This is a genomic window from Desulfatibacillum alkenivorans DSM 16219 (assembly GCF_900142135.1).
In the GTDB taxonomy this organism is placed as follows: domain Bacteria; phylum Desulfobacterota; class Desulfobacteria; order Desulfobacterales; family Desulfatibacillaceae; genus Desulfatibacillum; species Desulfatibacillum alkenivorans.
In genome coordinates, this window is record NZ_FQZU01000002.1 from 160939 (window position 1) to 187113 (window position 26175).

The 26175-nt window shown below is 55.5% G+C and carries 26 protein-coding genes; 18 read left to right on the plus strand and 8 right to left on the minus strand.

What is annotated here, in order from left to right; genetic code table 11:
- The first annotated feature begins 3 nt into the window (after positions 1–3).
- The 5 genes from murB (at position 4) to BUE18_RS02705 (ending at position 5992) form a co-directional block, all read left to right on the plus strand.
- A complete protein-coding gene (gene murB, locus BUE18_RS02685) occupies positions 4–963 on the plus strand; it encodes a UDP-N-acetylmuramate dehydrogenase (RefSeq protein ID WP_211482778.1) in 960 nt (319 codons plus the stop codon).
- Complete coding sequence (locus BUE18_RS02690) at positions 956–1774, plus strand: cell division protein FtsQ/DivIB (protein ID WP_170868241.1); 819 nt, start codon at positions 956–958, stop codon at positions 1772–1774. The genes murB and BUE18_RS02690 overlap by 8 nt, the downstream gene beginning before the upstream one ends.
- Positions 1775–1776: 2 nt before the next feature.
- On the plus strand, positions 1777–3003 hold the full coding sequence (ftsA, locus tag BUE18_RS02695; protein WP_073472597.1) for a cell division protein FtsA: 1227 nt from the start codon (positions 1777–1779) through the stop codon (positions 3001–3003).
- An 85-nt stretch (positions 3004–3088) separates the two neighbouring features.
- Complete coding sequence (gene ftsZ, locus BUE18_RS02700) at positions 3089–4315, plus strand: cell division protein FtsZ (RefSeq protein ID WP_083610723.1); 1227 nt, start codon at positions 3089–3091, stop codon at positions 4313–4315.
- Positions 4316–4348: 33 nt separating this feature from the next.
- Positions 4349–5992, plus strand: coding sequence for a radical SAM protein (locus BUE18_RS02705; RefSeq protein WP_073472599.1), 1644 nt, complete (start codon positions 4349–4351; stop codon positions 5990–5992).
- 402 nt (positions 5993–6394) lie between these two features.
- On the opposite strand, the gene BUE18_RS02710 is transcribed toward BUE18_RS02705, so the two are convergent.
- The 3 genes from BUE18_RS02710 to rsmA all read right to left on the minus strand — a co-directional run bounded on the left by BUE18_RS02710 (position 6395) and on the right by rsmA (position 8501).
- Positions 6395–6676, minus strand: coding sequence for a hypothetical protein (locus BUE18_RS02710; protein ID WP_073472601.1), 282 nt, complete (start codon positions 6674–6676; stop codon positions 6395–6397).
- 174 nt (positions 6677–6850) lie between these two features.
- A complete protein-coding gene (locus tag BUE18_RS02715) occupies positions 6851–7459 on the minus strand; it encodes an FmdE family protein (RefSeq protein WP_073472873.1) in 609 nt (202 codons plus the stop codon).
- 172 nt (positions 7460–7631) lie between these two features.
- On the minus strand, positions 7632–8501 hold the full coding sequence (gene rsmA, locus BUE18_RS02720; RefSeq protein WP_083610724.1) for a 16S rRNA (adenine(1518)-N(6)/adenine(1519)-N(6))-dimethyltransferase RsmA: 870 nt from the start codon (positions 8499–8501) through the stop codon (positions 7632–7634).
- A gap of 167 nt (positions 8502–8668) precedes the next feature.
- On the opposite strand from rsmA, the gene BUE18_RS02725 reads away from it, so the two are divergent.
- The 7 genes from BUE18_RS02725 (at position 8669) to tsaA (ending at position 16295) form a co-directional block, all read left to right on the plus strand.
- Complete coding sequence (locus BUE18_RS02725) at positions 8669–9058, plus strand: hypothetical protein (protein ID WP_073472603.1); 390 nt, start codon at positions 8669–8671, stop codon at positions 9056–9058.
- 133 nt (positions 9059–9191) lie between these two features.
- Entirely contained in the window at positions 9192–12155 is a 2964-nt protein-coding gene (locus BUE18_RS02730) for an insulinase family protein (RefSeq protein WP_073472605.1), read from the plus strand.
- 9 nt (positions 12156–12164) lie between these two features.
- Positions 12165–13091, plus strand: a complete 927-nt coding sequence (locus BUE18_RS02735; RefSeq protein ID WP_073472607.1) for an AEC family transporter — start codon at positions 12165–12167, stop codon at positions 13089–13091.
- A gap of 59 nt (positions 13092–13150) precedes the next feature.
- The gene (locus tag BUE18_RS02740; protein ID WP_073472609.1) at positions 13151–14065 is read left to right on the plus strand and encodes an MBL fold metallo-hydrolase; all 915 of its coding nucleotides are present in this window, start codon (positions 13151–13153) and stop codon (positions 14063–14065) included.
- An 11-nt stretch (positions 14066–14076) separates the two neighbouring features.
- On the plus strand, positions 14077–14424 hold the full coding sequence (locus BUE18_RS02745; protein WP_073472610.1) for a phenylpyruvate tautomerase MIF-related protein: 348 nt from the start codon (positions 14077–14079) through the stop codon (positions 14422–14424).
- A 471-nt stretch (positions 14425–14895) separates the two neighbouring features.
- Positions 14896–15723, plus strand: a complete 828-nt coding sequence (locus BUE18_RS02750) for an NRDE family protein (RefSeq protein WP_244549267.1) — start codon at positions 14896–14898, stop codon at positions 15721–15723.
- Between the two features lie 173 nt (positions 15724–15896).
- Complete coding sequence (gene tsaA, locus BUE18_RS02755; protein ID WP_073472612.1) at positions 15897–16295, plus strand: tRNA (N6-threonylcarbamoyladenosine(37)-N6)-methyltransferase TrmO; 399 nt, start codon at positions 15897–15899, stop codon at positions 16293–16295.
- Positions 16296–16317: 22 nt separating this feature from the next.
- On the opposite strand, the gene BUE18_RS28690 is transcribed toward tsaA, so the two are convergent.
- Together BUE18_RS28690 and BUE18_RS02765 are read right to left on the minus strand one after the other, a co-directional pair.
- Positions 16318–16695 (minus strand): type IV pilin protein, encoded by a 378-nt coding sequence (locus BUE18_RS28690; protein WP_073472614.1) that lies wholly within the window; start codon positions 16693–16695, stop codon positions 16318–16320.
- A 371-nt stretch (positions 16696–17066) separates the two neighbouring features.
- The gene (locus tag BUE18_RS02765; RefSeq protein ID WP_073472616.1) at positions 17067–17699 is read right to left on the minus strand and encodes a helix-turn-helix domain-containing protein; all 633 of its coding nucleotides are present in this window, start codon (positions 17697–17699) and stop codon (positions 17067–17069) included.
- 268 nt (positions 17700–17967) lie between these two features.
- On the opposite strand from BUE18_RS02765, the gene BUE18_RS02770 reads away from it, so the two are divergent.
- From BUE18_RS02770 to BUE18_RS02795, 6 genes are all read left to right on the plus strand, one after another.
- On the plus strand, positions 17968–19206 hold the full coding sequence (locus BUE18_RS02770; RefSeq protein WP_073472618.1) for an HD domain-containing phosphohydrolase: 1239 nt from the start codon (positions 17968–17970) through the stop codon (positions 19204–19206).
- Between the two features lie 19 nt (positions 19207–19225).
- Positions 19226–20020: an alpha/beta hydrolase gene (locus BUE18_RS02775; RefSeq protein ID WP_073472620.1), complete on the plus strand. Its 795-nt coding sequence runs from the start codon at positions 19226–19228 to the stop codon at positions 20018–20020.
- A gap of 114 nt (positions 20021–20134) precedes the next feature.
- A complete protein-coding gene (locus BUE18_RS02780) occupies positions 20135–20605 on the plus strand; it encodes a hypothetical protein (protein ID WP_073472621.1) in 471 nt (156 codons plus the stop codon).
- A gap of 70 nt (positions 20606–20675) precedes the next feature.
- Positions 20676–20948: a DUF3467 domain-containing protein gene (locus tag BUE18_RS02785; protein WP_015947859.1), complete on the plus strand. Its 273-nt coding sequence runs from the start codon at positions 20676–20678 to the stop codon at positions 20946–20948.
- A 30-nt stretch (positions 20949–20978) separates the two neighbouring features.
- On the plus strand, positions 20979–21707 hold the full coding sequence (locus BUE18_RS02790) for a SagB/ThcOx family dehydrogenase (RefSeq protein ID WP_073472623.1): 729 nt from the start codon (positions 20979–20981) through the stop codon (positions 21705–21707).
- Positions 21708–21931: 224 nt separating this feature from the next.
- Positions 21932–22543 (plus strand): class I SAM-dependent methyltransferase, encoded by a 612-nt coding sequence (locus tag BUE18_RS02795; protein WP_073472625.1) that lies wholly within the window; start codon positions 21932–21934, stop codon positions 22541–22543.
- 831 nt (positions 22544–23374) lie between these two features.
- On the opposite strand, the gene pyrB is transcribed toward BUE18_RS02795, so the two are convergent.
- The 3 genes from pyrB to BUE18_RS02810 form a co-directional block, all read right to left on the minus strand.
- Entirely contained in the window at positions 23375–24448 is a 1074-nt protein-coding gene (gene pyrB / locus BUE18_RS02800; RefSeq protein WP_083610725.1) for an aspartate carbamoyltransferase, read from the minus strand.
- 111 nt (positions 24449–24559) lie between these two features.
- Positions 24560–25012, minus strand: coding sequence for a cohesin domain-containing protein (locus BUE18_RS02805; RefSeq protein ID WP_170868242.1), 453 nt, complete (start codon positions 25010–25012; stop codon positions 24560–24562).
- Between the two features lie 100 nt (positions 25013–25112).
- Entirely contained in the window at positions 25113–26171 is a 1059-nt protein-coding gene (locus tag BUE18_RS02810) for a histidinol phosphate phosphatase domain-containing protein (protein WP_073472629.1), read from the minus strand.
- Between the last annotated feature and the right edge of the window lie 4 nt (positions 26172–26175).

A 26175-nucleotide genomic window follows, 5' to 3' on the forward strand; every position in this document is an offset into this window, starting at 1 on the left:
CGCGTGAAAACCGGGCTTGTAAAAAGCCTGTCCGCCGAAGACCGGGACTGGTTGTCCCAACGCTTCGGGCGGAGCGTGTTCTTTGACGAACCATTGGGAAAGCACACCTCCTTTGGAGTGGGAGGTCCGGCAAGCGCCCTGGTCAAGGCATTGACCGTAAAAGGCCTTTCGGACCTGGTCCGGTGGACCGGAGAAAAGAACCTTCCCTATTTCGTCTTGGGTAAGGGAACCAATCTCCTGGTTCGGGACAAAGGAATTTCGGGCGTCGTTATTCGGCTGTCCGGCGATTTCAACCTCATGGAGGAAGAGGCGGCCAATGATGGGGTCCTGATTCGGGCCGGCGCCGGCGTGATGCTGGCGAAACTTTGCTTCTACGCCGTAAAAAATGGCCTGGAAGGCCTTAATTTCGGAGTGGGCATCCCAGGAACCGTCGGCGGCGCCATCCTGATGAACGCGGGTACGCATGAGGGGTGCGTTGCGGATTCCATCCGGGAAGTCCGAGTCATGGATAATCTTGGAACGGAACAACGCCTGGCCGCCGGGAAAATCGCCTGGGGATACCGCACCATGGATCACGGTTTGGAAAGCAAGCCGGGCAGGCCGGTTATCTTGACCGGCGGAAGTTTTCTAACCCGGCCGGCCGATCCTGAGGTCCTGCAAAAGCAGGCCAAAGAGCATTTGGAGCGCCGCAAGGCGACTCAGCCCCAGGGAGTGCGAAGCGCTGGCAGCTTCTTTAAAAATCCCCCGGACGGCCCTTCGGCCGGGGCATTGATAGACGAAGCAGGTTTAAAGGGAAAAACCATCGGCGGCGCCATGGTTTCCACGGTCCATGCAAACTGGATCGTCAATACGGGAAAAGCAACCGCGTCCGAAATTTTGGCGCTTATGGAATTGGTTCAAGAGGAAGTATTGAACAAACACGGGGTCAGCCTGGAACCGGAGGTGAAAATTGTTGGTGCGTAAAAAAGTCCGGAAAAACAGGTACAAAAAAAGCACCGCTCCCGCAAAGACCAATTTTAAAAAGGTCTTCTTGCGGTGCTTTGTGGGGACGGGGCTGCTGGCGGGACTGGCCCTTTTTGCGGTCCTGTCCATCCTGGTGTACGACGTGTTCACCCAAAGCCCGTATTTCAACGCCAAGGATATTGAAATCCGGGGAAACAGCAGGCTTTCGGCCCAGGATGTTTTGGATCAGGCCGGCCTGAGTTTGGGGGATAACATCCTCTCCGTCAGCCTGAAAAAAGTGCAGGACAGCGTGACGGCCCATCCCTGGGTATCCAAGGCCAAGGTCCGCAGGAACCTGCCCGATAAAATGACCATAACCGTTACGGAGCGCAAGGCCATAGCCGTCCTGGATCTGGGCGAGGCTTTTCTCATGGACGCCCAGGGCGAAATTTTCAAACGCTTTGAAGCGGCGGATCCCAGGGACCTGCCCATAATCACCGGGTTGAAATTCTCCGACATCAGCGTGGCCGGAGAGAAAATGTCTCCGGTTTATGAGGCGGTTTACGAGTTTCTGAAAGTTAAAAAAGAATACGAATGGGCTTTGCCCTGCTCAAGCGTCGCCGCCATCCGGGTGGATAGAGACATGGGGTTGACCCTGGTTTCCCGGGAACCGGAATTCGCCGTGCGTTTTGGCTACGGAGACTACGCCAACAAGCTCATGCGGCTGAATCAGGTGCTTTTAAAATGCAATAAGGAGCAGGGAATAGAGGTGGCATTGATAGACATTGTGGACGTGGACCGGGTGGTCGTGCGTCCCCGGGAGGAGGTGTAGGTATGCGCAGTCAGGGTGAGTTGATCGTGGGGCTGGATATAGGCACCACAAAAATCTGCGCGGCGGTGGGAGAGGTCACTGAGGAAGGCGTTCAGATTGTGGGAATCGGGCACCATCCGTCCGACGGGCTGCGAAAAGGCGTCGTGGTGAACATCGAATCCACTGTGGAGTCCATCAGGAAAGCTGTGCAGGAAGCCGAACTCATGGCTGGGTGCGATATCTCCAATGTCTACGCCGGAATTGCCGGAGGCCATGTGGCCGGTTTTAACAGTAACGGCATCATCGCCATCAAAGGAAACGAAATTACGCCCGCGGACAAGGAACGGGTTCTGGAAGCGGCCAGAGCCGTAGCCATTCCCCAGGACAGGGAGATTATCCACGTCCTGCCCCAGGAATACATTGTGGACGGCGAGCGGGGCATCCGCAACCCGGTGGGCATGGCCGGCGTCAGGCTGGAGGCTAACATCCATGTGGTGACCGGCGCTTCCGCGGCGGCCCAGAATATTGTCAAATGCGCGCAAAAGGCGGATCTGGACGTGCTGGAAATGGTCCTGGAACCCCTGGCTTCCAGCGAGGCCGTTCTCATTCCCGAGGAAAGGGACCTGGGCGTCGCACTCATTGACATCGGCGGCGGAACCACGGACCTGGCGGTTTTCACGAAAAACTGCATCCGCCACACATACGTTTTGCCCCTGGGCGGCGCCAACCTGACCAACGATATATCCATCGGGTTGCGGGCGCCCTTGGTGGACGCTGAAAAGATCAAGCAATATTACGGAACCTGCGCTTCCGGAAAAATCGGGAAGGACGATTCCATAGAAATTCCCGGCGTGGGAGGGCGTAAAGCCCGCAAGCTGCCCCGGCAGATCCTGGGGGAAATCCTGGAGCCCAGGGTGCAGGAAATGTTTGAGCTGTTGGATCAGGAGCTATGGAGAGCTGGCATGAAAAACAATATCAGCTCGGGCGTTGTGCTTACGGGAGGCGCAGTGCTCCTGGACGGTATGGCGGAGATTGCAGAGCAGGTGTTCAACGTGCCGGCTCGCATAGGCAAGCCCGCCGGAGTCACCGGCCTGGTGGATATGGTCAATAGCCCCATGTACGCCACGGCCGTGGGCCTGGTGCTTTACGGCGCCAGGAATCAAAACCCGGGTCATTCCCGCCTCAGGGAAAAGGGAATGTTCGACAAGTTAGTCAATTGGCTGAAGAAATGGTTTAAAGACGTTGTATAACGGTTATAGTTTCTGGCGAAAACAGCCGGCGGGTTTTAGGGGGCTTTGCCGGCTAACATGAAGCCATGCAACAGGAGGAAAGAATATGTCAGACATGATGTTTAAAATGGTGCCCAAGGAGAAGTCTGCAAGGATCAAAGTGATCGGCGCCGGCGGCGCAGGCGGAAACGCAGTCAACAACATGATCGAGGCGGGCCTGGACGGGGTGAACTTCATCGTCGCCAACACGGACTCCCAGGCCCTCATGGCCAGCAAGGCCTCCACCAAAATCCAGTTGGGCGAACGCCTCACCGAAGGCCTGGGCGCAGGCGCCAAACCGGAAATCGGCAAGGCCGCGGCGGAAGAAAACCAGGAGGAAATCAAAAAGGCGCTGGAAGGCAGCCACATGGTTTTCATCACCGCGGGCCTGGGCGGCGGCACCGGAACCGGAGCAGCTCCGGTCATCGCAAAGATCTGCAAGGATTTGGGCGTGCTCACCGTAGGCGTGGTTACCAGACCCTTTAAGTTTGAGGGCAAGAAAAGAACCAGAATGGCCATGGAAGGGCTGGAGCGCCTCAAGGAAAACGCCGATACGGTCATCACCATTCCCAACGATCGTTTGCGGACCCTGGCCGAAAAAGGCACCTCCATGGTGGACATGTTCAAAAGGGCGGACGAGGTGCTTCTGCACTCGGTGCGCGGCATTACGGACCTGATCATGAAAACCGGCCTGGTCAACCTGGATTTCGCCGACGTGCGCTCCACCATGGATAAAGCGGGCATGGCCCTCATGGGCATCGGCATGGGCCGGGGCGAAAACCGCGCCCTGGACGCCGCCGAACGCGCCCTGTACCATCCCCTGCTGGAAGACCTGTCCATCAGCGGCGCCCGCGGCGTGCTCATGAACATCACCAGCGGCTCAGACATCAGCCTGGACGAAGTGGCCGAAGCCTCCGAACGCATCCACGAGGAAGCCGGAGACGACGCGGACATCATCTGGGGCTGCGTTGTGGATGAAAACATGGGCGACGAAGTGCGGGTCACTCTTATCGCAACCGGCATCGGCTCCGATGCTCCCGGCGGCCTTAAGCAGCCCGTGCCCATCAGCGAACCCAGGGGGCGCCAGGAGGCGGCGCCGCGCGGCAGGGTCAGGGACGTCACGCCGGACGACCTGGAGAACGTCCTGGATCTGGACGAGCCCACTTTCATGCGCTCCCGCCAACAGCGGGCCGTAGGCGAGTCGGCCAGGTCCATGTACCGGGGATACCAGAGCTATATTTCGGAGGACGACGACCTGGATCGCCCCACTTTCATGCGCAAGACCGCGGATTAGTCCCAATCGGTCTCGCGAGCCGGGAGAAGGCAGGTGGGTAAAAGAGGAAGCAAAGCTCCTTCATCCGTAAGGGAATCCGGAGCAGTCAGGAAAAACTGGCGCAATCGATTGAGCATCGCCCTGGCTTTTCCCAACTCCTATCAGGTGGGCATGTCCAACCTGGGCTTCCAGACGGTTTACCACCTGTTCAACCGCTTCGGCCACGTGGTGTGCGAAAGGGTTTTCAGCCCGGTTCAAGGCGCGCCCGAGTCCGTGGAAAGCAAACAGGCTCTTAACGCTTTTGATGTAATCGCTTTTTCATTGTCGTTTGAGAACGACTACCCAAACATTCTTTCCATGTTGCATGCGGGAGGCGTCCCGTTACGGTCTGACAAGCGAGACGCCTCCCATCCCCTAGTGATCGCCGGGGGGGTGGGATGTTTTATGAATCCCGAACCCCTGGCGATTTTTATTGACGCATTCATCCTGGGCGAGGCCGAGCCCGTCATTGATCAACTTGTGGAAAACCTGGATTTGGAAAAGCCAAAGGAGCAGGTGCTGGCGGACCTGGCCGCCAACGTTCCCGGCGCGTACGTCCCTTCATTTTACCAACCCGAATACAAGGAGGATGGAACCCTCCTCTCCATGAATCCCGATCCCGGCGCTCCCGAAACCATTGAACGGGTGTATTTAAAGGACGTGGATCAGGCGCCCGCCGTTACAAAAATATATACCGAAGACACGACCTTCGACAACACCTGCCTGGTTGAGGTCAGCCGGGGCTGCCCGCATGGGTGCCGGTTTTGCACTGTGGGGTATATCTATCGGCCTGTCAGGTTTCGGTCCGAAAAGGTGCTTTTGGATTGCCTGGACCAGGGCCTGGAGCACACCAAAAAAATAGGGCTCATGGGCGCGGCCGTGTCGGATCTGCCCTGCCTGGACGAGTTATGCAGGCGGGGAGAGGCGACCGAGGCTATTTTGTCCTTTTCTTCGTTCCGGGCCAATAACATGAGCGAGGATTTGGTCAAGTCCCTGGCGCGCGGCAAGGTCAAGACCGCCACCCTGGCGCCCGAGGCCGGATCCCAGCGCATGCGGGACGTGATTAAGAAGCACATCACGGAACAAGACATCCTGGACGCCGCCCAGATTCTGGTGGAGGCGGGCATACCCAACCTCAAGCTGTATTTTATGGTGGGCCTGCCCACGGAAACCAAAGAGGACGTGGAGGAAATCGTCGCTCTGACCAAACGCATCAAGCACCGGTTCCTCAAAGCCAGCCAGCCCATCGGTCGCATCGGAACCATCCACATCAGCCTGAACTCCTTCGTGCCCAAGCCGTTCACGCCTTTTCAATGGGCGCCCATGGACGATTTAAAAACGCTCAAACAGAAGATCAAACAGGTGAAAAACGGCCTGGCAAGGGTGGCCAACGTGACCGTCGCGGCTGATGTGCCCAGGTGGGCCTTCATCCAGGCTTTGATCGCGCGGGGAGACCGGCGGGTCGGCGAAATCCTGGAACTGGCCCATAAAAATAACGGCAACTGGCCCCAGACCCTCAAACAAACTCCCGTCAACCCGGACTTTTACGTCACCCGTCAGCGCTCTCCCGAAGAAGTCTTCCCCTGGGATTTCATCGATAACCGCACCCGCAAGCAGTTCCTGTTGAACGAATACAACCGGGCATTGGCGTTGGATTAACCGCATCCGCAAGGCTCGCCTGTCAATGGGTATGGGCAGCCCCGGCGCAGTGGTATCGTTCTGGGATCGTAAAGCGATATGACGTAAACCCTTGCAGAAACTGGTAACCCTAATCGTTTGCCGAACCAAAAATTTGCCCCGCGTGGGTAGCCCTGGCAGAGCAGTATCCTGCCAGGGTGCGCAAGCGCATGTAATACGGCCTTTGCGAAGCCTGAAACCGAAAACCTTGGAACAGCGGACGCCCTTCCCACCTCCGCCCTCTCGTTCCCATGCTTCGCCCTCTCGTTCCCAATCTTCGCCTTCTCGTTCCCATGCTTCGCGTGGGAATGGACACTGAACTATCTGAAATCATAGGCTTTGATTGCGTTTGTCTGCTTTGTCGAAGCCAATTTAATCAAGGATTCAACCAATGCCATACGCCCGCCGGCCATCCTTGATTTCTGCAAACTTCCCCGGCCGCGCCTTTTGCGCTTTACGCCCAGGCAAAAACCGCCTTGCCTGGGCCACCCAAAACAAGGCGCGGCAAGCCGTGCGGCACTGTTTTATTTGGCCGTAGGAGATGGATTCGATTTGTAGGCGCAGGGCTTGCCTGGCATTAAAGCGCAGGGACCGCACGACTAAACAAAAAGCGCTTCGCGCGTCCGAGAGGCGTTCATGGGCGACGGCTTCAATCTTCCACGTCATGTCGCTCGACCTTGCAGATATTTGTTGGGTTTCGCAAGCTCTAACCAACCTACGTTTCTTCTATAAAGATAGTAGGTTGGGTAGAGTTTTGTTTGGCTTCCATGGCCGTGGGGCTGTCAACTTCCAATCACATTTTTAAGAACCCACACGGATTGCACGAAACCCAACATTTTTTCAATTTTTCTCCAAACACCCCCGGCAAATCATTTTTCCGTTGGATTCGCACAGCTTGGATTCCATGACCGGCTCGCCGCATTCGGCGCAGGGCTTGGATTGGAGGATGTTGGCCTTGGCCGGCATTTCAATGGAGGCGGGCTTGAGATCGAAAATATTGTCCGGGTCCTGGTCCAGTATCAGGTTGGATCGTTCGTGATGCAATTCCCAGAAACGTTTGTTCTCCTCTTCCGTGGCGGTATCCGCCAGACGTTTTTTGACCAGGGCCATGTGCTCGTCGGACAATCTGAAAGCGCCGGGCTTCATGGACACCCTCACGCCTTTACCGGTTTTGCGGCTTAACAGAGAGAAGGCCGCCTTGCCGTAGTCCTTGTACAAAAGGTTGCCCTTGCCGAAGGTGCAGCCGGTCAGCACCTGGATGGCGTCCACCATGCAGGCGTCGGTTTCCACCACGGCCACCAGGTCTTCATCTTCCGATTTATTTTCCTTAAGCCACGCCAAAGCGGCTTTAGCGCCCTTAAAGCCTGTAGCCAGGCCCGGGCAGATGTGCCCGTGGAAATCGGCGCATTGTTTGAATTCGTCGCTTTGCAAAATTTCCTGTGCGTTCATGCCAAAACCTCCCTGAAGTGAATGAAAGCAAAATCCGGCCAGGCCGTCCTGCATCTTAGTCTGCGTTACAACCCTATCGGCATCAATGGTATACCAACAGGCATAAGAACATAAATGTTCTACTCAGGCAATGCATTGCAACGAACCTAATGGAATTTTACCTGGGATGGGGCTATTGGATTTGCTTGCCCGCAGCCTTGGCCAGGGCGACGAACTCGTCCACGGACAAGGTCTCGGCCCGGCGTTGAGGGGCGATTCCCGCTTCGTCCAGGGCGGCTTGCGCCTGATCGCCGGAAAAAGGCAGTTCGCTGTTGGACAGGGCGTTTTTAAGGGTTTTTCTTCTTTTGGCGAAGGCTGCTTTGACTACCGCGAACAGGATGTCTTCATTCACTGCGGGATCGGGTTCCTTAAAGAAAAACTCCAGAACCTGAGAGTCAACCTGGGGTTTGGGGTAGAAATGCGCCGGCCCCAACGAGTAAAGCACCCGGATGCGGGAGGAGTATTGGGCCAGGACCGTAATGCGTCCGTAATCCTTGCCGCCGGGTTCGGCCATGATGCGCCGGGCCAGTTCGGTCTGGAACATGAGGGCGGCTTTTTTAAATAAATCGCGGTTTTGAATTAAGCGGATCAAGACCTGGGAGGAAATGTTGTAGGGCAGGTTGGCCGCTACAACCATGTTTCCGCCGGCCTGCCCGGCAATCCTTCTGATGTCGGTTTTCAGGATGTCCTGGTTCAGGATGGTTATGTTGCTCAAGCCCAGGGATTCGATTTGATTTTCCAGAACCTTGGCCAGATTGGAGTCCCATTCCACGGCGATTACTTGCTTTGCCTTGCGGCTCATGGGAATAGTCAAAGCGCCCAGGCCGGGGCCTATTTCCAAAACCGAGTCGTCCGGCGAAAGGTCCGCTCGTTCAACGCACGCCCGGGCGGTCGCCGGGTCGGCCAGGAAGTTCTGGCCCTTTGCTTTTTTGGGTTTTAAGTCAAAAGCAGCCAGCAGCGCTTTGGCGGAAAGGGCTCTGTTATTTGTTTCGTAATCATTCATGATTCTATTATAACCGAAGCAACTGAAAAAATCATTTGTAAATTGTTTGTTAGGAGTTAAATGCCAGAACCCTTTTTAATTCCTTAAAATACTTGACTTTTGGTTTGCCCCTCGTCTATGAAACATTAGTAGAAAAAGCAAAATGCCTAGTAAAGGAGAATGGGGAGATGGATAAGGCGGACAAAGAAAAGCGCAATATGAGCCTGGACAGGATGGTAAAACTTTTTCTTCAGTACTACCGCATTCCTACCAAAAAAGATCTTGAAAAGCTCATGGACAGGATCGACAGGCTGGAAAAAACCATCAAGACAAAAGTCGTGGAAGCCGGAAAAATCCGGGGCCGGTCGGTCCGGAAAAAGGAAGATCCCGGCGTCGGCATGACCGCCTCCGACCTGGTTGAGGAGGTTATTCGCGCTTCCGGCGACACAGGAATAGGCATCCCAGCCATCAAGGACGCCACCGGATTTGAAGATAAAAAGTTGCGCAATATCATATTCCGCCTGAACAAATTAGGCCGGATCACCCGAAAATCCAGAGGGGTGTACATCGTTCCCTGATTTTTTTCCAATCCGGTTGTTGATCTAAGGCTGTTCCGCCTTATATTGTTTAAAGGCCCGCTCCCCGTTTTTTGGAGGGACACGGGCCTTTGAATTTTAATCCCGGTCACCCTCATAAAGGATTTCTAACGCCATGGATAAACAAGATTTGACGCCCGCTTACCAACCCGGGGACGAGATATCAGGATTCACCGTTAAACGCGCCGTCCCGTTGCCCAGGCTGTCAGCCGTGTTTTATGAACTTCAACATGATAAAACCGGCGCCAGGTACATCCACCTGGCCAATAAAGACCGCGAGAACACCTTTGCGGTGGCATTCAAGACCGTTCCCCAGGATTCCACGGGCGTGGCCCACATCCTGGAGCATACGGCCTTGTGCGGCTCCCGGTCTTTTCCGGTGCGCGATCCTTTTTTCTCCATGATCAAACGCAGCATGAATTCCTTCATGAACGCGTTTACCTCGTCCGATTGGACCATGTACCCCTATTCCACCTGCAATCAAAAGGACTTTTACAACCTCATGCAGGTGTATCTGGACGCCGCATTCTTCCCCAAGCTGGATGAACTGAGCTTCAAGCAGGAAGGCTTTCGGGTGGAGGAGGAAGGCGACGGCCTGGTATTCAAGGGCGTGGTGTACAATGAGATGAAAGGCGCCATGTCTTCCCCCCGGGACATTATGGGGCACGCCCTTATGGAGGCCCTTTACCCGGACGTCACCTACGGCAACAACTCCGGCGGGGATCCCGTCCATATTGTGGACCTCACCCATGCGGACCTGGTCGCCTTTCATAAAAGGCATTACCATCCAAGCAACGCCTTTTTCTATACCTACGGGGCCCTTCCCCTGGAAGGGCACCTGAAGATGATCGAAGAACGCGTGCTGTCGGAGTTTGAAGCCATCGACCCCAAGACCGACGTGGAGTTTCAACCCCGGTGGGACATGCCTAAAGAGGTCCACCAGTCCTATCCCGTGGCCCCCGGTTCGGACACCAATAAAAAGGGCCAGATCGCCGTGGCGTGGCTGACCTGTCCGGCTACGGACTCCTTTGAGGTTCTGGCCCTGGATTTGTTGGAAAGCGTGCTTTTGGGCAACTCGGCGTCCCCGTTGCGCAAGGCCCTGATCGAGTCCGGCCTGGGCTCATCCCTGGCTGACGGAACCGGGTTTCACGCAGACAGCCTGGACACCATGTTTTCCGTGGGGCTGAAAAATGCGGACGACTCCGATCCCGACGCCGTCAAAAAGATTGTGTTCGACTCCCTGAACGAACTGGTTAAGGGGGGCATAGACCAAACCCTGGTGGATGCGGCCATTCATCAGTACGAATTCCAGAAAAAGGAAGTCACCAACAATCCCATGCCTTACGGCATCAAGCTGCTTTTAAACCTGTGCTCGCCCTGGTTCCATCACGGCGACCCGGTGTCTAACCTGAGGTTTGACGACGACCTGGACCGGCTGAGAAAGGAAGCGGCGAAGGGCGGTTTTTTTGAGGGCCTCATCAAAAAGTATTTCCTGGAAAACAATCATCAAATTCTGATGATCCTCCATCCCGACGAGGAAAAAGCCGCGGACATGGAAGCCGAGGAAAAGGAAAAGCTGGAAGCCATTGCAAAAACCCTTTCCCAGGAGGATCGGGAGACAATCAGGGACCAGGCCCAGGCTTTGGAAAAGCTCCAGGAAGCCGCCGAAGACGTATCCTGCCTGCCTACTTTGGGCCGGGGGGATATCGACGATCAAATCCAGACCGCCCACCCGGACCCAAATTTGAGCAGGGACGGCGTGTCCGCTTATGTGCAGCCCACCAACGGGATTGTGTATTATTCCCTTATCGCCCGGACGCAGAACCTCCCGGTCGATCTTCTGCCCCTGCTTCCCCTGTTCTGCCATGTGCTTCCGAAGATGGGCTCCACGAAAAGGGACTATGTGGAATTGACCCGCGACATGGCCGCCTACACCGGCGGAATCGGGGCCAAGGCCACAGCCCGCACAGGCTACAATGGCGACGGCAAGACTCTGGAAATGATCGCCTTCGCCTCCAAGTGCCTGGACCGCAACCTGGACAGGATGTTCGATCTGATCAAGGAAATCCTGTTCGAACGCAGCTTTGCAGACCACAAACGCCTGGACACTCTGATGGGCGAGTACGTGGCCGCCCTGGAGTCCAGCATCATACCCGGCGGGCATCAATACGCCATTTCCCTGGCCTCCAGGGGGTACTCCCGGGCCAAGGCCATTGAAGAGGCGTGGCACGGTGTGCATCAATTGCAGACCGCCAAGGATCTGGCCAAGTCCATCGCCGCCGACAAGGAAGCCGGGTTGGCGGCCCTGGCGGACAAACTGGAGCAAATCGCACAGGCTCTGTTCGCCGGCGACTGCCTGGAGACGGGTCTTGTCGGCGAGGCCGAAGTCCTGGCAAAGGCCGTAAAAACCGCCGAGGCCCTGCAAAAGAATCTGGCGGCCCGGGGAACTCCCCAGGAAGGCGTTGCGGATTTTTCCTTCCCCATGCCCGAGAGGGAAGCCTGGACCACCTCGTCCCAGGTGTCTTTTGTGGCGCATGTGTTCCCCACGGTGCGTATGACCCACCCGGACGCCCCGGCCCTGGCGGTCATCGCCAAAATGCTCCGGTCTCTTTTCATCCATCGGGAAATCCGGGAAAAAGGCGGGGCTTACGGCGGCTACGCCCTGTCCAACGCCGAGGAAGGCCTGTTCGGGTTCGCATCCTACCGCGATCCCCACCTTGCCCGAACCATAGACGTTTTTGCGCGCACCTATGACTTTATTCTCCAGGGGGACTTTACGGACCAGGACGTGACCGAGGCCATCCTGCAGGTGTGCTCGGACATCGACAAGCCGGACGCGCCTTCCACATTGGCTCAAAAAGCCTTTTACGCCAAGCTCCTTGGCCTGACGGACGAAGCGCGCCGGGATTACAAAAAACGGGTTGCCGCCGTAACCAAAACACAGGTTATGGAAGCGGCGAAAACATGGTTTAAGAAACCCCGGGACATTACGCCGGTGGCGGCCATAACCAGCAAGTCCTTGTTGGAGAAAGCCAACGGGCAGTTGGGAAGCCCTTTGAAGGAAATCGCCATCGGATAGGTTTGTTTTATGCTTTCCATTATTGAAACCATAGCCCCCATCTTCATGGTTATTATGGTGGGATGGGGGTTATCCCATAAAAAAATTCTCACCCGGGAAGTCAGCGGTCCGCTGAACAAGATTGTTTTTTATCTGGCCATCCCGGTAATGATTTTTGAAAAGGTGGCCCACGCGGATTTTTCCGCCAACTTTTCCACCACCCTGGTGGTCGGCGTGCTGTTGGCTGCGGCCTCCGGGTTTTTCCTGGCGGTCCTGGTCGTCTCCATTTTTCCCGTGTACCCGCGTCACAAAGGCACTTTCGCCCAGGCCTCGTTTCACGGCAACATCGGCTACATCGGATTGGCCGTGGCCTATTATTTTCTGGGCGACCTGGGGCTCACCCGGGCCAGCATTCTGTCCGCGTTTATTCTGATTTTGCAGAATTTCCTGTCCGTGGCCGGGCTGCAATATTTTTCCAATAACGAACAAACCCGGGGCAAGTTCTCCGTGTTCCTTAAAAATGTGGCGGGCAACCCGGTGATTGTATCCGCGGTGGCGGGCTCCGCCGTCTCCCTGGCCGGCATTCCCATTCCCGAGATTATTTCGCGGTTTTTGCACATTATTTCCGGCATGGCCTTGCCCCTGGCCTTGCTGGATATCGGCGGGTCTTTGTCGTTCCCCGTAATCAAGGCCCATTGGGCGCCCACCTTGGCCACGGGCTTCATCAAGTTGATATTCCTGCCTGCGGCGGGATGGTTTTTGTTCACCATGATGGGCGTGCCCCATGATCTCCAACTGGTGGGGATCATTCTTTTGGGCGCTCCCACAGCGACGGTCACTTATGTCATGGCCCGGGAGATGGGCGGCGCCACCGCCCTGGCTTCTTCGGCCATATCCCTCAATACCCTGGCTTCGGCCCTGACCTATGTTTTGTGGCTGGGCATTATCGTGCAATAAAAGAGGCGTGTTTACAGCGCGGTCAGGCTGACTGAAGCGAAGGCTGGAAAGGAGTTTCGGTGAGTAATCGCAAGCAAGAGTGTGTGGAGCAGGCTTTCGGACCGGTCCGGTTTCTGCCCGGACCCAATCGGGGGAAATACCCTCATTGCCATTCGTTGTTCGTGGAGGAGGCGGGGGTGCTCATCGATCCCGCTTCAGACAGGGAGCGTCTCAAGGAGCTGCGGGACCAGGGCAAGGTCCAGGCAGTCTGGCTCACCCACTGGCACGAAGACCACATCGCCCATTTGGATTTGTTCGACGATCTCCCCCTGTGGATTTGCGAGGAAGACGCTTTGCCTCTTTCCAGCAAGGACATCTTTTGCGACTGGTACGCCTTGGACCAGCCGGGCATGGAAACCGTGCGGGCCTACTGGATGGACATCCTGGAGTCTCAGTTCCATTTCAAGCCCCGGAAGCCCCATCGCCTGCTTGTGGACGGCGAAACCATCAATCTGGGAAACGTGACCGTGGACGTCATTCACGCTCCGGGCCACACTCCCGGCCATACCTGTTTTTATTTCCGGGAGCCCGGCGTGCTTCTTTTGGGAGACTACGATCTCACGCCCTTCGGCCCCTGGTACGGAGACGTCCTTTCCAGCATCGAGCAGACCGAGGCCTCGGTCAAAAAGCTGCGCCAGGTTCCGGCCAGAGTTTGGACCGCCTGCCACGAAACCGGCTTGTTTACGGAGCAGCCCGGACAGGTCTGGGACGACTATCTGCAAGTCATTCGCACCAGGGAGGACAAGCTCCTGAACTTCATGACCGAACCCAGAACCATGGAGGACGTCATCGGGCAGCATATAGTTTATTTAAAGGCCCGGGAGCCCAAGGAGTTTTTTGAGATGGGCGAACGCGCAATCATGGGCAAGCACCTGGAAAGCCTCATCGCCCAAGGCAGGGCCGTCAAAAACGGCGACTATTACGAGCTGACTTAGGAGGATCAAACATGCCTTTAATTAAAATAGAAACCAATCAGGCAATCAGCGACCCCGCCCGCCAGGGCGTTATGGAAAAGGCTTCGGCCTTTGTCGCCAACCTGTTCGGCAAGACCGAGCAATACGTCATGGTGACTCTGGAACCGGGCAAAGACATGATGTTTGGAGCGACGACCGGCCCCGCCGCCCAGGTGACCATCAGGAAGATCGGCCTGGACGCGGACAAGTGCTCGGAATACGCCAAGGCTGTCTGCGATTTTCTGCAACAGGAGTTGGATGTGCCGCCCGACAGGGTGTTTGCGGCCTTTGAAGACGTTAATCCCAGGCAACTGGGCTGGAACGGCAAAACGTTCGGATAGCCCGCAAAAAAAGGGACATGCACGGCCGAGCCGCGTATGCCCTTATGTGCTTATGAAAGGAACCTGAAGGCGCCGTGTGAAACCCTTGGCAAGACGCGTGGGCATTCGCCTTATTTGGAGCATCCGCCAACAAGCCCTGAGCACCAACGCCCAAGTATCCTTCATAAGCAAGTCGTAAACCGGATCGAGGCCGGTTTTTTCGGCGTTTTGCGGGGATTTTGCGTATCCCCTTGCCTAACTCCAGGTGCAAACAAAATGCCAGAAACAGCCTATTTTAGTGTGAATTTTGTCACAAATCCATGAATAGGGCGTGGTTTGGGGATGAAAGAAAATTCCCCCTGGTTTTTTGGGTTGTTTTGCCATCGGGAAAAATAAAACAGTTGCGGCCCGGGAGGGAATTTTCGCCGCAATCAGGGGATTTTCACCGGGCATTTTTTCCCAGCCCGCGAGCTTGACAGGCGCTCCGGCGCTTTGGGCGAAACTGAATTAAAAAAAACGGAGCATCATCTTTTGTGCATCTTATTGTGGGCCTATAGAAAACATCCGGATTACCCCCTGATTCTGGCGGCTAACCGGGATGAGTTTTTCAACCGCCCCACCGCCTCCATGGCCAGGTGGGAGGATTTTCCCCATATTTTGGCGGGCAGGGACCTCCAGGGCGGCGGAACCTGGATGGGCGTCAATGATCACGGGCGATTCGCCGCTTTGACCAATGTCAGGGACATCTCCCGCATCAGGCAGGAGGCCAAGAGCCGGGGACTGCTCGTCTCCGGGTTTCTTCAAAATCAGGACGCACCCAAGGATTATCTGAGAGCGGTGAAAAAAACAGCGGATCAATACAACCCGTTCAACCTGGTGGCGGGGGACCTGGGCGGCCTGTGCTGTCTCACAGGAGTGGACAACAAGGTCAGAAAACTGGACGTGGGCGTGTTCGGCCTGTCCAACTGGGGCCTGGACACCCCCTGGCCCAAGGTGAAAAAAGGGAAAAGGGTCCTGGCTTCCATTGTGGAGGACGCCCTGGAAAACGGCGACCTTGACAGGGAAGCGCTTTTCTCCATGCTGGCGGACTCCGAAACAGCCCCCGACGACAAACTGCCCGATACCGGCGTGGGCCTGGATTGGGAGCGCGTGCTCAGCTCCATTTTCGTCAAAAGCCCGGGATACGGAACAAGATGCTCCACCGTCCTGACCGTCTCGTTTACAGGGCGGGTGGACGTGGAGGAAAGGACCTTCGGCCCGGAAGGCGTGACCGGCGCCTGCAGCGTCGCCCGCCATCAATTTGAACTGGCCGATCGATAAAAGCGGAGGTGCAGCGTATGGCTGTTGTTTCAGATTTCCGGGGCCATGACCTTATCTCTGAAAAAAGGAATGAACTCGCCGGTTACGGCGCTTGAGACAAGTATCGCGTCCCCACGAAATCGGCCCAAATACTGATTTATGGAAAGCAACTTTGCAAAAAAAAGGAGCCGCCCATGGCTGTTGTTTTTGAACCTATTGGAGTTGTGCATACTTTGGAAAAAAAGATGCCCAGGCACTGCTCGATTTCAGACGTGGAGGGAACCCTGGAAATCAAGCGGGAATTGCAGGCCGGGCTGGACGACGTCAAAGCCGGCGACCGGATTGTCGTTCTCTTTCATTTTCATAAAAGCCCGGCTTTTTCGCCGGAACTGCTGCATCAAACCCCTCCGCACGGCCCCAAGGCCAAGGGGGTCTTTTCCATATGCTCCCCGGTCAGGCCCAACGCCATCGGCATGTCGATGCTTTCCGTTCTGGACGTCCAGGGCAATGTTATTCACGTAAAAGGCTTGGACATGATGGACGGAACCCCTATCCTGGATATCAAGCCCGTCGTAACCGGCGGTCCTGATTAACCGCTGCATGCAAGCCGTGGAACTAATTGTGAGACCGGGCGCCCGCTGCGTCAATGGTGTACACGATGTCCCCTTGGCTGTGCCTGGCAGTCAGTTCAAAATCCTGGAAATTCACACTGGTCACCGTGACGGCAACCCCGACGGTTTGCTTGAAGCCTGCGTCTTTGAGGTTATCCAGGGTGAAGTTGTCGATTTCCTTGTGCTTTTCGTCGGCGTAATAAGCCATTACCGTCGAGTACGCGCTGGAAAGGTCGGCCTGGGCCGTGCGGTTATAGGCTTTTTTCCGGTAAGAAACAAAGTTGGGGATGGCGATGGCCGCCAGGATGCCGATGATGGCGATGACTATCATAAGTTCAATTAGCGTGAACCCTTGCTGATTCCTTTTATTCAGGCGAATCATTGCTTGTATTCTCCTTTGGCTTGCACTAGCAACACAAAATCGTCCTGTTCTGCGTTTTGGCAAGGATTTTGTAAAACCTCTTTCCAATACGGACAGTATTTATGCATCGGGTTGCGGCGGACCGGTTTTCCGGCTGAACAGGGCCGGCCCCCTGAACTGAAAAAGTTGTGAATAAGGATTAGCAATGACAATGCCAAAGCAAAGGCCTTGCCTGGCAATTTTCTGCGGAAAGGGAAGAAATTAGAATTAGCTCAGGGAAAAAACAAGAAAAAAATGGGATAACTGTGTTAATCAAAAGGTCGGAAATTAGAGCGGGGATGGATGGAACGGTGAAATTCACCAGGATAAGGTGAATTTCACCGTTCGGGCGCCTATTCGAATAATACGGCCAGGATGGTCGCTTTCCCGCCTTTGCCGGTGATGCTGTGTGTGGTGGTGGAAAGATAGTAAGCGCTGTCGCCGGGCTCCAGGTCGAAGGAATCGTCCCCGACTTTCAAGTGGGCTACGCCGCTGAGCACAAAGATAAACTCTTCCCCTTCGTGGACCGACATTTCCGCGTCCGGGTTCTCCTCCAACTCCACCATAAGGGGCTCCATATTCCGGCCGTGAACGTCATGGGCCAGGGCGTGGTAGCTGTACACCTTTTTGCCGCCTTTGCCCGAGGTGGAGCGGGCGATGCTTTTGCGCTCGCCTTTTCTTGTAATTTCGTACGGTTTATTGCCCTGGCCGGAAATCAAACGGGATAGGGCGCTGTCCAAAGCCTTGGAAAGCTTCATGACGGTTCCCAATTGGGGATGAACCGTGTTGTTTTCGATTCCTTCCAGAAGATCTACGTCAAAGCCCGTCATTTGGGACAATTCTTGTAAAGACAGGCCGCGTTGGGTGCGGATTTCCTGAATGCGCTTCCCGACATCCTCCGAGCCCTTGGAGTCTTCCTGAGAGATTTTTCCGGTCAGGCCTTCGAAAAAATCGTTATTTACACTGGGAATATCCTTATTATCCATGGGTCCCCCTGAAAAAGAGCATAAAAGCTGATGAGTTAATGTTCCGTTCAGATATACCATAGGGAACGCACTAATCACAAGCCCTAAAAAGCCCGGCCCATGGCCCCAGGGGTTGAAAATTTTCTTGGCTTGACGTAAGTGGTAAAGACAATAGATTCTAGACGTGAAAAAATATCCTTTGGCCTGGGCGCCCGGATAAAGCGCAGACCCCTGTTCATTCCTTGCGAGTAACCTGGTTTGGTTTCATGATTGGAGAAGGAGTTTCGCCATGATGAGGGAAAACGAAAAAATTCAGGCGCTGGCCACCCTGGGCGCGGACCTGAATGAGGTGCACGACCTGGACATTCTCATGGAGCGGATTCTCGCCCGTGCAAGAAAGTTCGTCAACGCCGACGCCGGCTCCATCTATATCGCCAAGAACGGGGCTCTTGACTTTACATACACCCAAAACGACACCCTCAGAAAAAGGCTTCCCAAAGGCGAAAAGCTCATCTACTCCACCTTTTCCATTCCCATCGACCAGAAAAGCGTGGCGGGATACGCCGCTGCAACCGGCCGTCCTCTGAACCTGGAGGACGCCCACGCCATAGATCCGTCCAAGCCGTACGGCTTCAACAAGAAATTCGACGAAACCTCGGGATACCGCACCCGCTCGGTTTTGGCCATCCCCATGAAAAACATGAAGGATGAGGTCATGGGCGTGCTTCAGATCATCAACGCCCAGGGCGAAAGCGGCGAGGTCATTTCCTTCACCCAGGAAGACGAGCAGATGATGTCCCATTTTGCGGGCATCGCCTCCGTGGCCCTGGTGCGGGCCCAGATGACACGCGCCATTTTACTGCGCATGATCAAAATGGCCGAAATGCGCGACCCCAAGGAAACCGGCGCCCACGTTAACCGGGTGGGCGGCTACTCCCTGGAGCTTTACGAGCGCTGGGCGGCCAGGCGAAACATATCCACCGAGGAAATCGAATCCACCCGGGACAGCATCCGCATGGCGGCCATGCTTCACGACGTGGGAAAGGTGGCCATATCGGACCTGATTCTGAAAAAGCCCGGCCGCTTTACCCCCGAAGAGTTCGAGATCATGAAGCAGCACGCAGTTCTGGGCGCCCGGCTTTTCGCCGAGTCCCAGTCGGATTTTGACGACGCCGCACGGATCGTGGCCCTCAACCACCATGAACGGTGGGACGGCAAGGGCTACCCGGGGCACGTGGATTATCTGACGGGAGAACCCCTGGAAGGATACGCAGGGCCCAACGGCATGGCCCGGGGGAAAAAAGGCGAGGAAATCCCAATTCTGGGGCGCATCGTGGCCCTGGCGGACGTGTTTGACGCGCTGTGCTCAAAAAGGGTCTATAAGGAAGCCTGGACCGACGAGGAAACCTTTAAGGTCCTGCAGGAAGGGCGGGGAACCCAGTTCGATCCGGAGTTGGTGGACATTTTTTTCTCCTGCGTGGACGTCATCAAATCCATCCGGGAACGATACCGGGACGATGAGGAATAACTCAAACTCGGAGGCAAGCATGGACCCCCAAGAACTCCTGGAAAAGCTCGACAGCCCCCTGGTCTCGCAGTTTTTGTTTCATCCGCGCCCTCAATACCCGTCTCCGGCGCCCCCGTCCGGACAGGATATGACCATCCCGGCCAACGACGGAGTGCAACTGGGCGCCCGCATATATCTTGCGGATAAGGACAGTCACAACATCCTGTTTTTTCACGGCAACGGGGAGATAGCCGCAGACTATGAAGACATAGGCCCGATTTACACATCCCTGGGTATAAGTTTTTTAGTGGTGGATTATCGGGGCTATGGAAAAAGCCAAGGCTCGCCCAGCGTATCGTCCATGCTTGCGGACGCCCAGACGGTTTTCGACCATGTATGGAGTTGGCTCCAACGCGAGGGAAGGACCAAAAGCCTGTGGATCATGGGCCGGTCCCTGGGCAGCGCTTCCGCCCTGGAGATTGCGGCCTCCCGTCAGCCCGAAATCAACGGGGTGATTATAGAGTCCGGGTTCGCCCAGGTGGTTCCTCTTTTGCGCACCATCGGCGTTAACACCATGGATATGGGGCTCACCAGAGAGGACGATCCCGTGGCCAATCTGGCGAAAATGGCCGTATGCAAAAAGCCCGCTCTGGTCATCCATGCCGAGCACGACCACATCATCCCGCTGTCGCACGGGAAGAACCTCCATGAGGCTTGCCCGGCCGCGGTGAAGCATTTTTTCATGGTCCCGGGCGCCGATCACAATGACATCATGTACAGGGCGGGCCGGGAGTATTTTACTTTAATACAGTCGTTTTTGGAGCAAAATTCCTGAACGAAAAGACAGGAAGGCCGGCCCGCTCCATGAGGTCTTCTTGACAATACAGGCCAAGTCAGGCAAAAAAAGGACTGACCCGGTCCCGGGGAAACCCAACTTACAAGAGGAATCATGAAAAAATTCGCAATATTGTTTGTCTGCTCCCTGCTCCTGGCGGCTTGCGCCTCCCGGGCTGAAAAAATCCCGACGCATCCCATCCCCGAAGAAAAACCGTTGTACGGGGTCACCCACGAAGGAATATTTTTCGTCCATGACTCCCTTGTGTTGAACGCCGAAGTGGATAGCGTGCAACTGGCCTCCCAGGCCACGGAATGGAAAAAACGGTCCATGGAAAAAGTGGGCGACTACCATATCTACGACTGCCGGAAAGACAATCACGACAGGGCGCTGTTTGTTTTCTACCGCAATTATTTCAAAATTCAGTACTGCTTTTACACGGACAAGTACGCCTCCATTCCCGGCGTCTTTGAAGGCAAGGAAGAGGTCATCAAGTATCTGGACCCCGAGGACGTGTCCGCCACCGCCAAGGTCGGCCCTGTGTTTTACACTACTGTCTTGGATGAAGGCCCCCCGTTGTGGTGATTTCGCCCGGGCGATTCCAGTGACGGTTGAATTCTCTCCACCTGCGCCAAACCCTTATCAGGAGAAGACCATGAAAGACGAACCCAAGGAAATCCGCGTGCATTTTCCGGAATCTTTGCATGGAGGCAATTACGCTAATAATATGACGGTTTCCCACACCCGCGAGGAATTCATTCTGGATTTTTTGATGATTGCGCCTCCGGCCGGGGCGGTCACATCCCGGGTGGTCACCAGTCCGGGACACCTTAAACGCATGATTTCGGCACTGCTGGAAAACCTGAAAAACTACGAAGAAATGTACGGGGAAATCCAGCCGTCCCAGGAACCCCGGACGATGCACTAAAGGGCATCCGAAAAAAAACAGGGAGGGAATATGGATGGAATAGGGGACAGGTTTCAAAAGGAAACCAAATACCAGCGCGACAAACTGCCGGGCGGGCGCCTGGATCTTTCCACGCGGCCCAAACCGTATAAAGAATACGAAGGCGCGAAAAAAATCGTCCTGGACAAGCCCAAACCCCGGCTCATCGCCCCCCTGGACCTTTGCATCAGAACCCGTCGAAGCGTCAGGCGATTCTCCGGCAAGGCCGTCTCGTTTCAGGATATTTCCTATATAACCTGGGCTGCGGCGGGCGTTCAGCGCATAGAGGGAAACTACCCCTTTCGCACCGCTCCCTCAGCCGGCGCTCTGTATCCCATTGAAACCTATCTGGTTGTTCATAACGTCAAGGACGCGCCCCCCGGCCTGTACCATTACTTTCCCCTGGATCACTCCTTGGAATTGATGGAAGAGGGGGATTTTCGCCCCCATGCCACCCGGGCCGCCCTGGACCAGAAAATGTGCATGTCCGCCGCCGCGACCTTTTTGTTCACCGCGGTCTGGGAGCGCAGCAAATGGAAATACAAACAGCGGGCCTACAGATACATTTATCTGGACGCCGGGCACATGGGCCAAAACCTGGCCCTGAGCGCCGCCGGCCTGGGCTTGGGAACCTGCGCCATCGGCGCCATATACGACGAAGAGGCCGACGCCCTCCTGCAATTGGACCCGGAGGAAGAGGGAATCATTATGATGGTCGCCGCCGGGCATCCGATCAGATAAGCCGGGCTGTGGTCGACATTTTTAATGGAGAATAGGCGGGTCAATGCCTCTAGTGCGCTTGTGATTTCGGGGACATGAATGTATCTCTGTAAAAGCGCAAAAATTCACTGAGTATGACTACGGAGATAGGTATCGTGCCCCCTCGAAATCTTCAGAAGCTGATTGATTGACTGCAATGTGAAATAAAACATCTGCGCCTTGTAAAAAGAGGCAGAAAGAAGCATATGGATATCAAAACCCTGTACAATCTGCCCGTTAAGGGCTTCTTAGCCCTGGACGAAGCCCAAAGGCTTTACGACATCGCCCTGGAAGCCGGCGCCAAAGGCCCCTGCTTGGAAATCGGCAGCTATTGCGGCAAGTCCACCCTGTTTTTGGGAACCGCCTGCAAAGAAGCCGGCGCAGTGCTTTTTTCCATCGACCATCACCGGGGCAACGAAGAGCAGCAGCCCGGCGAGGAATACCACGATTCGGATCTGGTGGACGGCGAAGGCCGGATGGACACCTTTCCCTTTTTCCGGAAAACCCTGGAAACCGCCGGCCTGGAAGACACGGTCATCGCCATGGTGACCAGGTCGCGCATCGCATCCAGGCAGTGGGCCACGCCTTTGGCCCTGGTGTTCATTGACGGCGGCCACACCTTTGAAGCGGCCTATACCGATTATGTCTCCTGGGCGGGGCATGTGATGCCCGGCGGCTACCTTGCCATTCACGACATTTTTGACGATCCGGCCAAGGGCGGCCAGGCGCCCTACGAGATTTACAACCTGGCCAAGGCGTCCAAGCTTTTTGAAGAATGTCCCATGACCGGAACCCTGGGCGTACTCCGCCGGCTTTAGGTCGAATGGACATGGGGTCAAATCTACGTTTGACGTTTGAGACTTCTTGAGGCGGGTTTGAATGAAGCGATTCAGGCGGCATTTTGTTGGGGTCGAAGTCCGTATGCATGATCGCCGGCTTTTATTTTGAAGGCCGGACTTTTTAACCCAATTTAGGCCTCACCATGTAACGCCGCAGCTTGGGCAGCGCCCCGCGAAGCCCAACAAAAACAAGTCTGATACCAAACTGCGTTCAAACAGGTAATAATACGCAAAGCTAAATCCAAAATGACGCTGGGTCCCGGCTTGCGGACGATCCTGAAAAGCGGATCGCCCTTGCCGGGATGACGATTTTTCCGGGAGACAATAAGTTTTGGGGTCGCAAATCCATTTGTTGGGTTTCGCGCGTACGTTTCAGGCGTCAACCACTATTCCGGCGGGGGATGGACATTCTTCTTTGAAAAAATTCTGCAAGCCCTACCCAACCTACTATTTTTATGGATAAAACGTAGGTTGGGTAGAGCGTTGAAACAGAATATTGAATCGGAAAAAATGCGTTTTGCTAAAACCTGTCTAAAAAATTGCATCGCCGCCGCGAAACCCAACAATGCAAGGCGGCTGCTACGACCGCCGCCCTCCGTCATCCCCGCCGCCGTCCCGGAAACGGGGACCCAGTGTCATTGTGAAATAATACAGGGTGTGATTTAAAAGAATGAGCAAATCACTGGAATGATTGCAACTTGGTATGAAGCGCCCCGAAAAAATTGTAAAAAAACGCCGATGGGCGCACAAAACGCCCATCGGCTTTATCATTCCTCATAGCAAGCGCCCCGGGGCGCGGCCTCGGCATTTTTAGTGGCTGTAATTTTCCGTATAATAATGATTGATCATGCTGTCTGCATTAAAAACGTAGGCCACCAGGGCGGCGCGAATCCACATGCCGTTGCGCTCCTGCTTCCAGTAAGCGGCCCTGGGGTCCTGGTCGATCCTCACGTCCAGTTCGTCGCGCCGGGGCAGGGGGTGCATGACGATTGCCGTGGGCTTCATCAGGTTCACCTGCTCCATGGTCAGGCAATAAGGTTCGTAATTAACCTCATCTTCCACAATGCTTTCGTCTTTGTACTCATCCTGAATGCGTGTGACGTAAATGGCGTCAATATCCTTGATAATGGTGTTCACGTCCTCGATTTCCTGGAAGGTGGCGCCTCTGCGGTCCAGCCATTTTCTCAGATCTTCTTTGATCTTCAATTCCGGGGGAGACACAAAGGACATGGTAATGTTTTCGTACCGGGTGAGGAGTTTGGCCAGGGAGCGCACCGTGCGGCCCCTGGCCACGTCGCCCATGAAGGCGATGTGAATGCCGTTGATGCCGCCGGCCCTTTCCCCAAAGGAGCGGTTTAACGTATACAGATCCAAAAGCGCCTGGGTGGGATGCTCGTCAGGGCCTGCGCCCGCGCTGATGACCGGAATAGGCCTGCCCGTCTCGTTCATGAGATAGGCGACTCGTTCGGCGAATCCTCCTTCGGCGTGGCGCATGATGATCAGGTCGAAATAATTGGAAAAGGTGCGCACGCCGTCAATATCGCTCTCCCCTTTGAACGAGGACGAAATGCTGGGATCCCGGACTTCGGCGTAGTTCATGCCCAAAAACTGGCACGCCCGCACAAAGGACAAATAGGTTCTTGTGGAAGGCTGGGTGAAATACAGCATGGCCGACTTATGCGCCAGCAGGTTGCCCAGAAAGTCCTGCCCTTCCCGGGATTTTGCGATCTTGCGCAGTTTGGTGGCCACGCCGAACAACAAATCCAGGGTTTTTTTGCCGAATTGTTCGGCGAAAATGATGTGAAACAGTTTTTCGTTTCTCATGAGCAGTGTGAGTTTTTCGCGCGTGGGGAGTTTGGTCAACTTCTCGTAGGGGTAGGGCATACTCATCCTCCTGGATAACATGACAAAGGTCATGAACCGCATCAGCCAAAAGTTAGGCGTTGGTCAAAACGGCTATGGGTAACACGCTTTTTCTCGGCTTGTCAAAATATTTCAGGAGGCGTTCGGTATTTTTTCCGACGGGGCCGGCGAGGCTGTGGCCTCCTTAGCTGGAACAATTACAACATCTTGAGATTTAAGTGAAAATTGCAGATCCTTGAGCTTGTCGCTCATGAGCTGAGCCTCTGTAATTTTCAGGTTGGAGACACAGGATTCCTGGCCGCAGGGCTTGGCCAGAAAGTCCAGGGTGACTATGGGAAAGTTCTCGCCTTTGATGCCCCGGGCGCCGGCCATGACAACCACCACCCGGCCCGGAGTCTTGCTGTTGACCACATGCATCAGGCTGCCGGCTTTGGGGCCTTTGACGGCGTTCTTGAATTCCAGCACGCTGGCGTCGTACAGGACCACCAGCTTCACTCCGGCCAGGTTGTCCACCGCGTCAATCATAACCGGCACGGAGATTGTTTCGCCTGACTTTGCTTCCGCTTGGGCGATGCTCACTTCCACGGCATGTCCCGGACCCGCAAGGCAGAATAAACAGCAAGCCAGTGCGCTTAAAGTTTTGAATAAAAAAAACGGCCTCAAATGTCCTCCCCGGCGTTTGCAATCAGTCGATGAGCCCGAACTGCCTCACCCGTTCCAAAAGCTCGTCCACTCTGACGGGTTTGGTGACATATGCGTCGCACTGATCCCTGAACGCCCCCTCAATATCTTTTCGTTCCGAAAGGGTGGTGGTCATAATAATCTTGGTTCTTTTTTCGGGCTCGATATCCCTATCTTCTTCCAGGAAGCGAATCTGGGTCAGAGCGGACCTCCCGTCCACGTCCGGCATCATCACATCCAGGGTAATCATATCAAAGGGCCTGTTTTCCGCCAGAGCCCGGCGAAAGGCGTCGATGGCTTCGCGGCCGTTAGCGGCGGTCAGGCATTCCCCGTAGGCGCCCAAGGAGCGGCATAACACCATGCGGCTCATGGCGTCGTCATCCACAACGAGCATTCGCAACGAGGCGTTTTTGGCCAGCCCTTGATTGGGCAGAAAAGCTTGGGCCTCCTTTTGCATGGCCTGAAAATCCTCGCTTGTCAAGCCGGCGCCCAAAACCACCTTTTCGGCCCATTCAGGACTCATGAGGTCGCCTGGCGCGTGGGAGTCGGAGTTCACCACAAGGCGGGCGCCGGCCTTTTTGGCCATGCGCGCCACATGCCCGTTGGTCAGGCTATGGCCCTTGCGTCCGGTGATTTCCAGGAGCACCCCTTTATCTGCAGCCAGGGCCGCCTCAGCTTCGGTGATCTGGCCGGGGTGGGCCAGCACGTCCACGCAGGCCTTGATGGCCGCCTGGTTGGTTCCGGGGCACACGGGCTCCACAATGGTTTCTCCGTGAACCACCACTATTTGCGCCCCCAGGTCCCTGGCTTTGGCGGCCGCGTCAGCGATGATGGGCGGCGGCACGTGGGTCAGTTCAATGCCGGGAATCACGGTGAAAGGCATGACCGCGTTTAACTCCTTGGCCACCGTAACCAGTCTGGGGATGATAAAATCCAGGTTGGAATGATCCCCGTGGTCCGTCATGGCCATGGCCGTCAGGCCCGCCACCTGGGCGCGCCGCGCCAGTTCCGCGGGAATGAGGACGCCGTCCGAAAAAACCGTATGGGTGTGCAGATCAATCATGGGC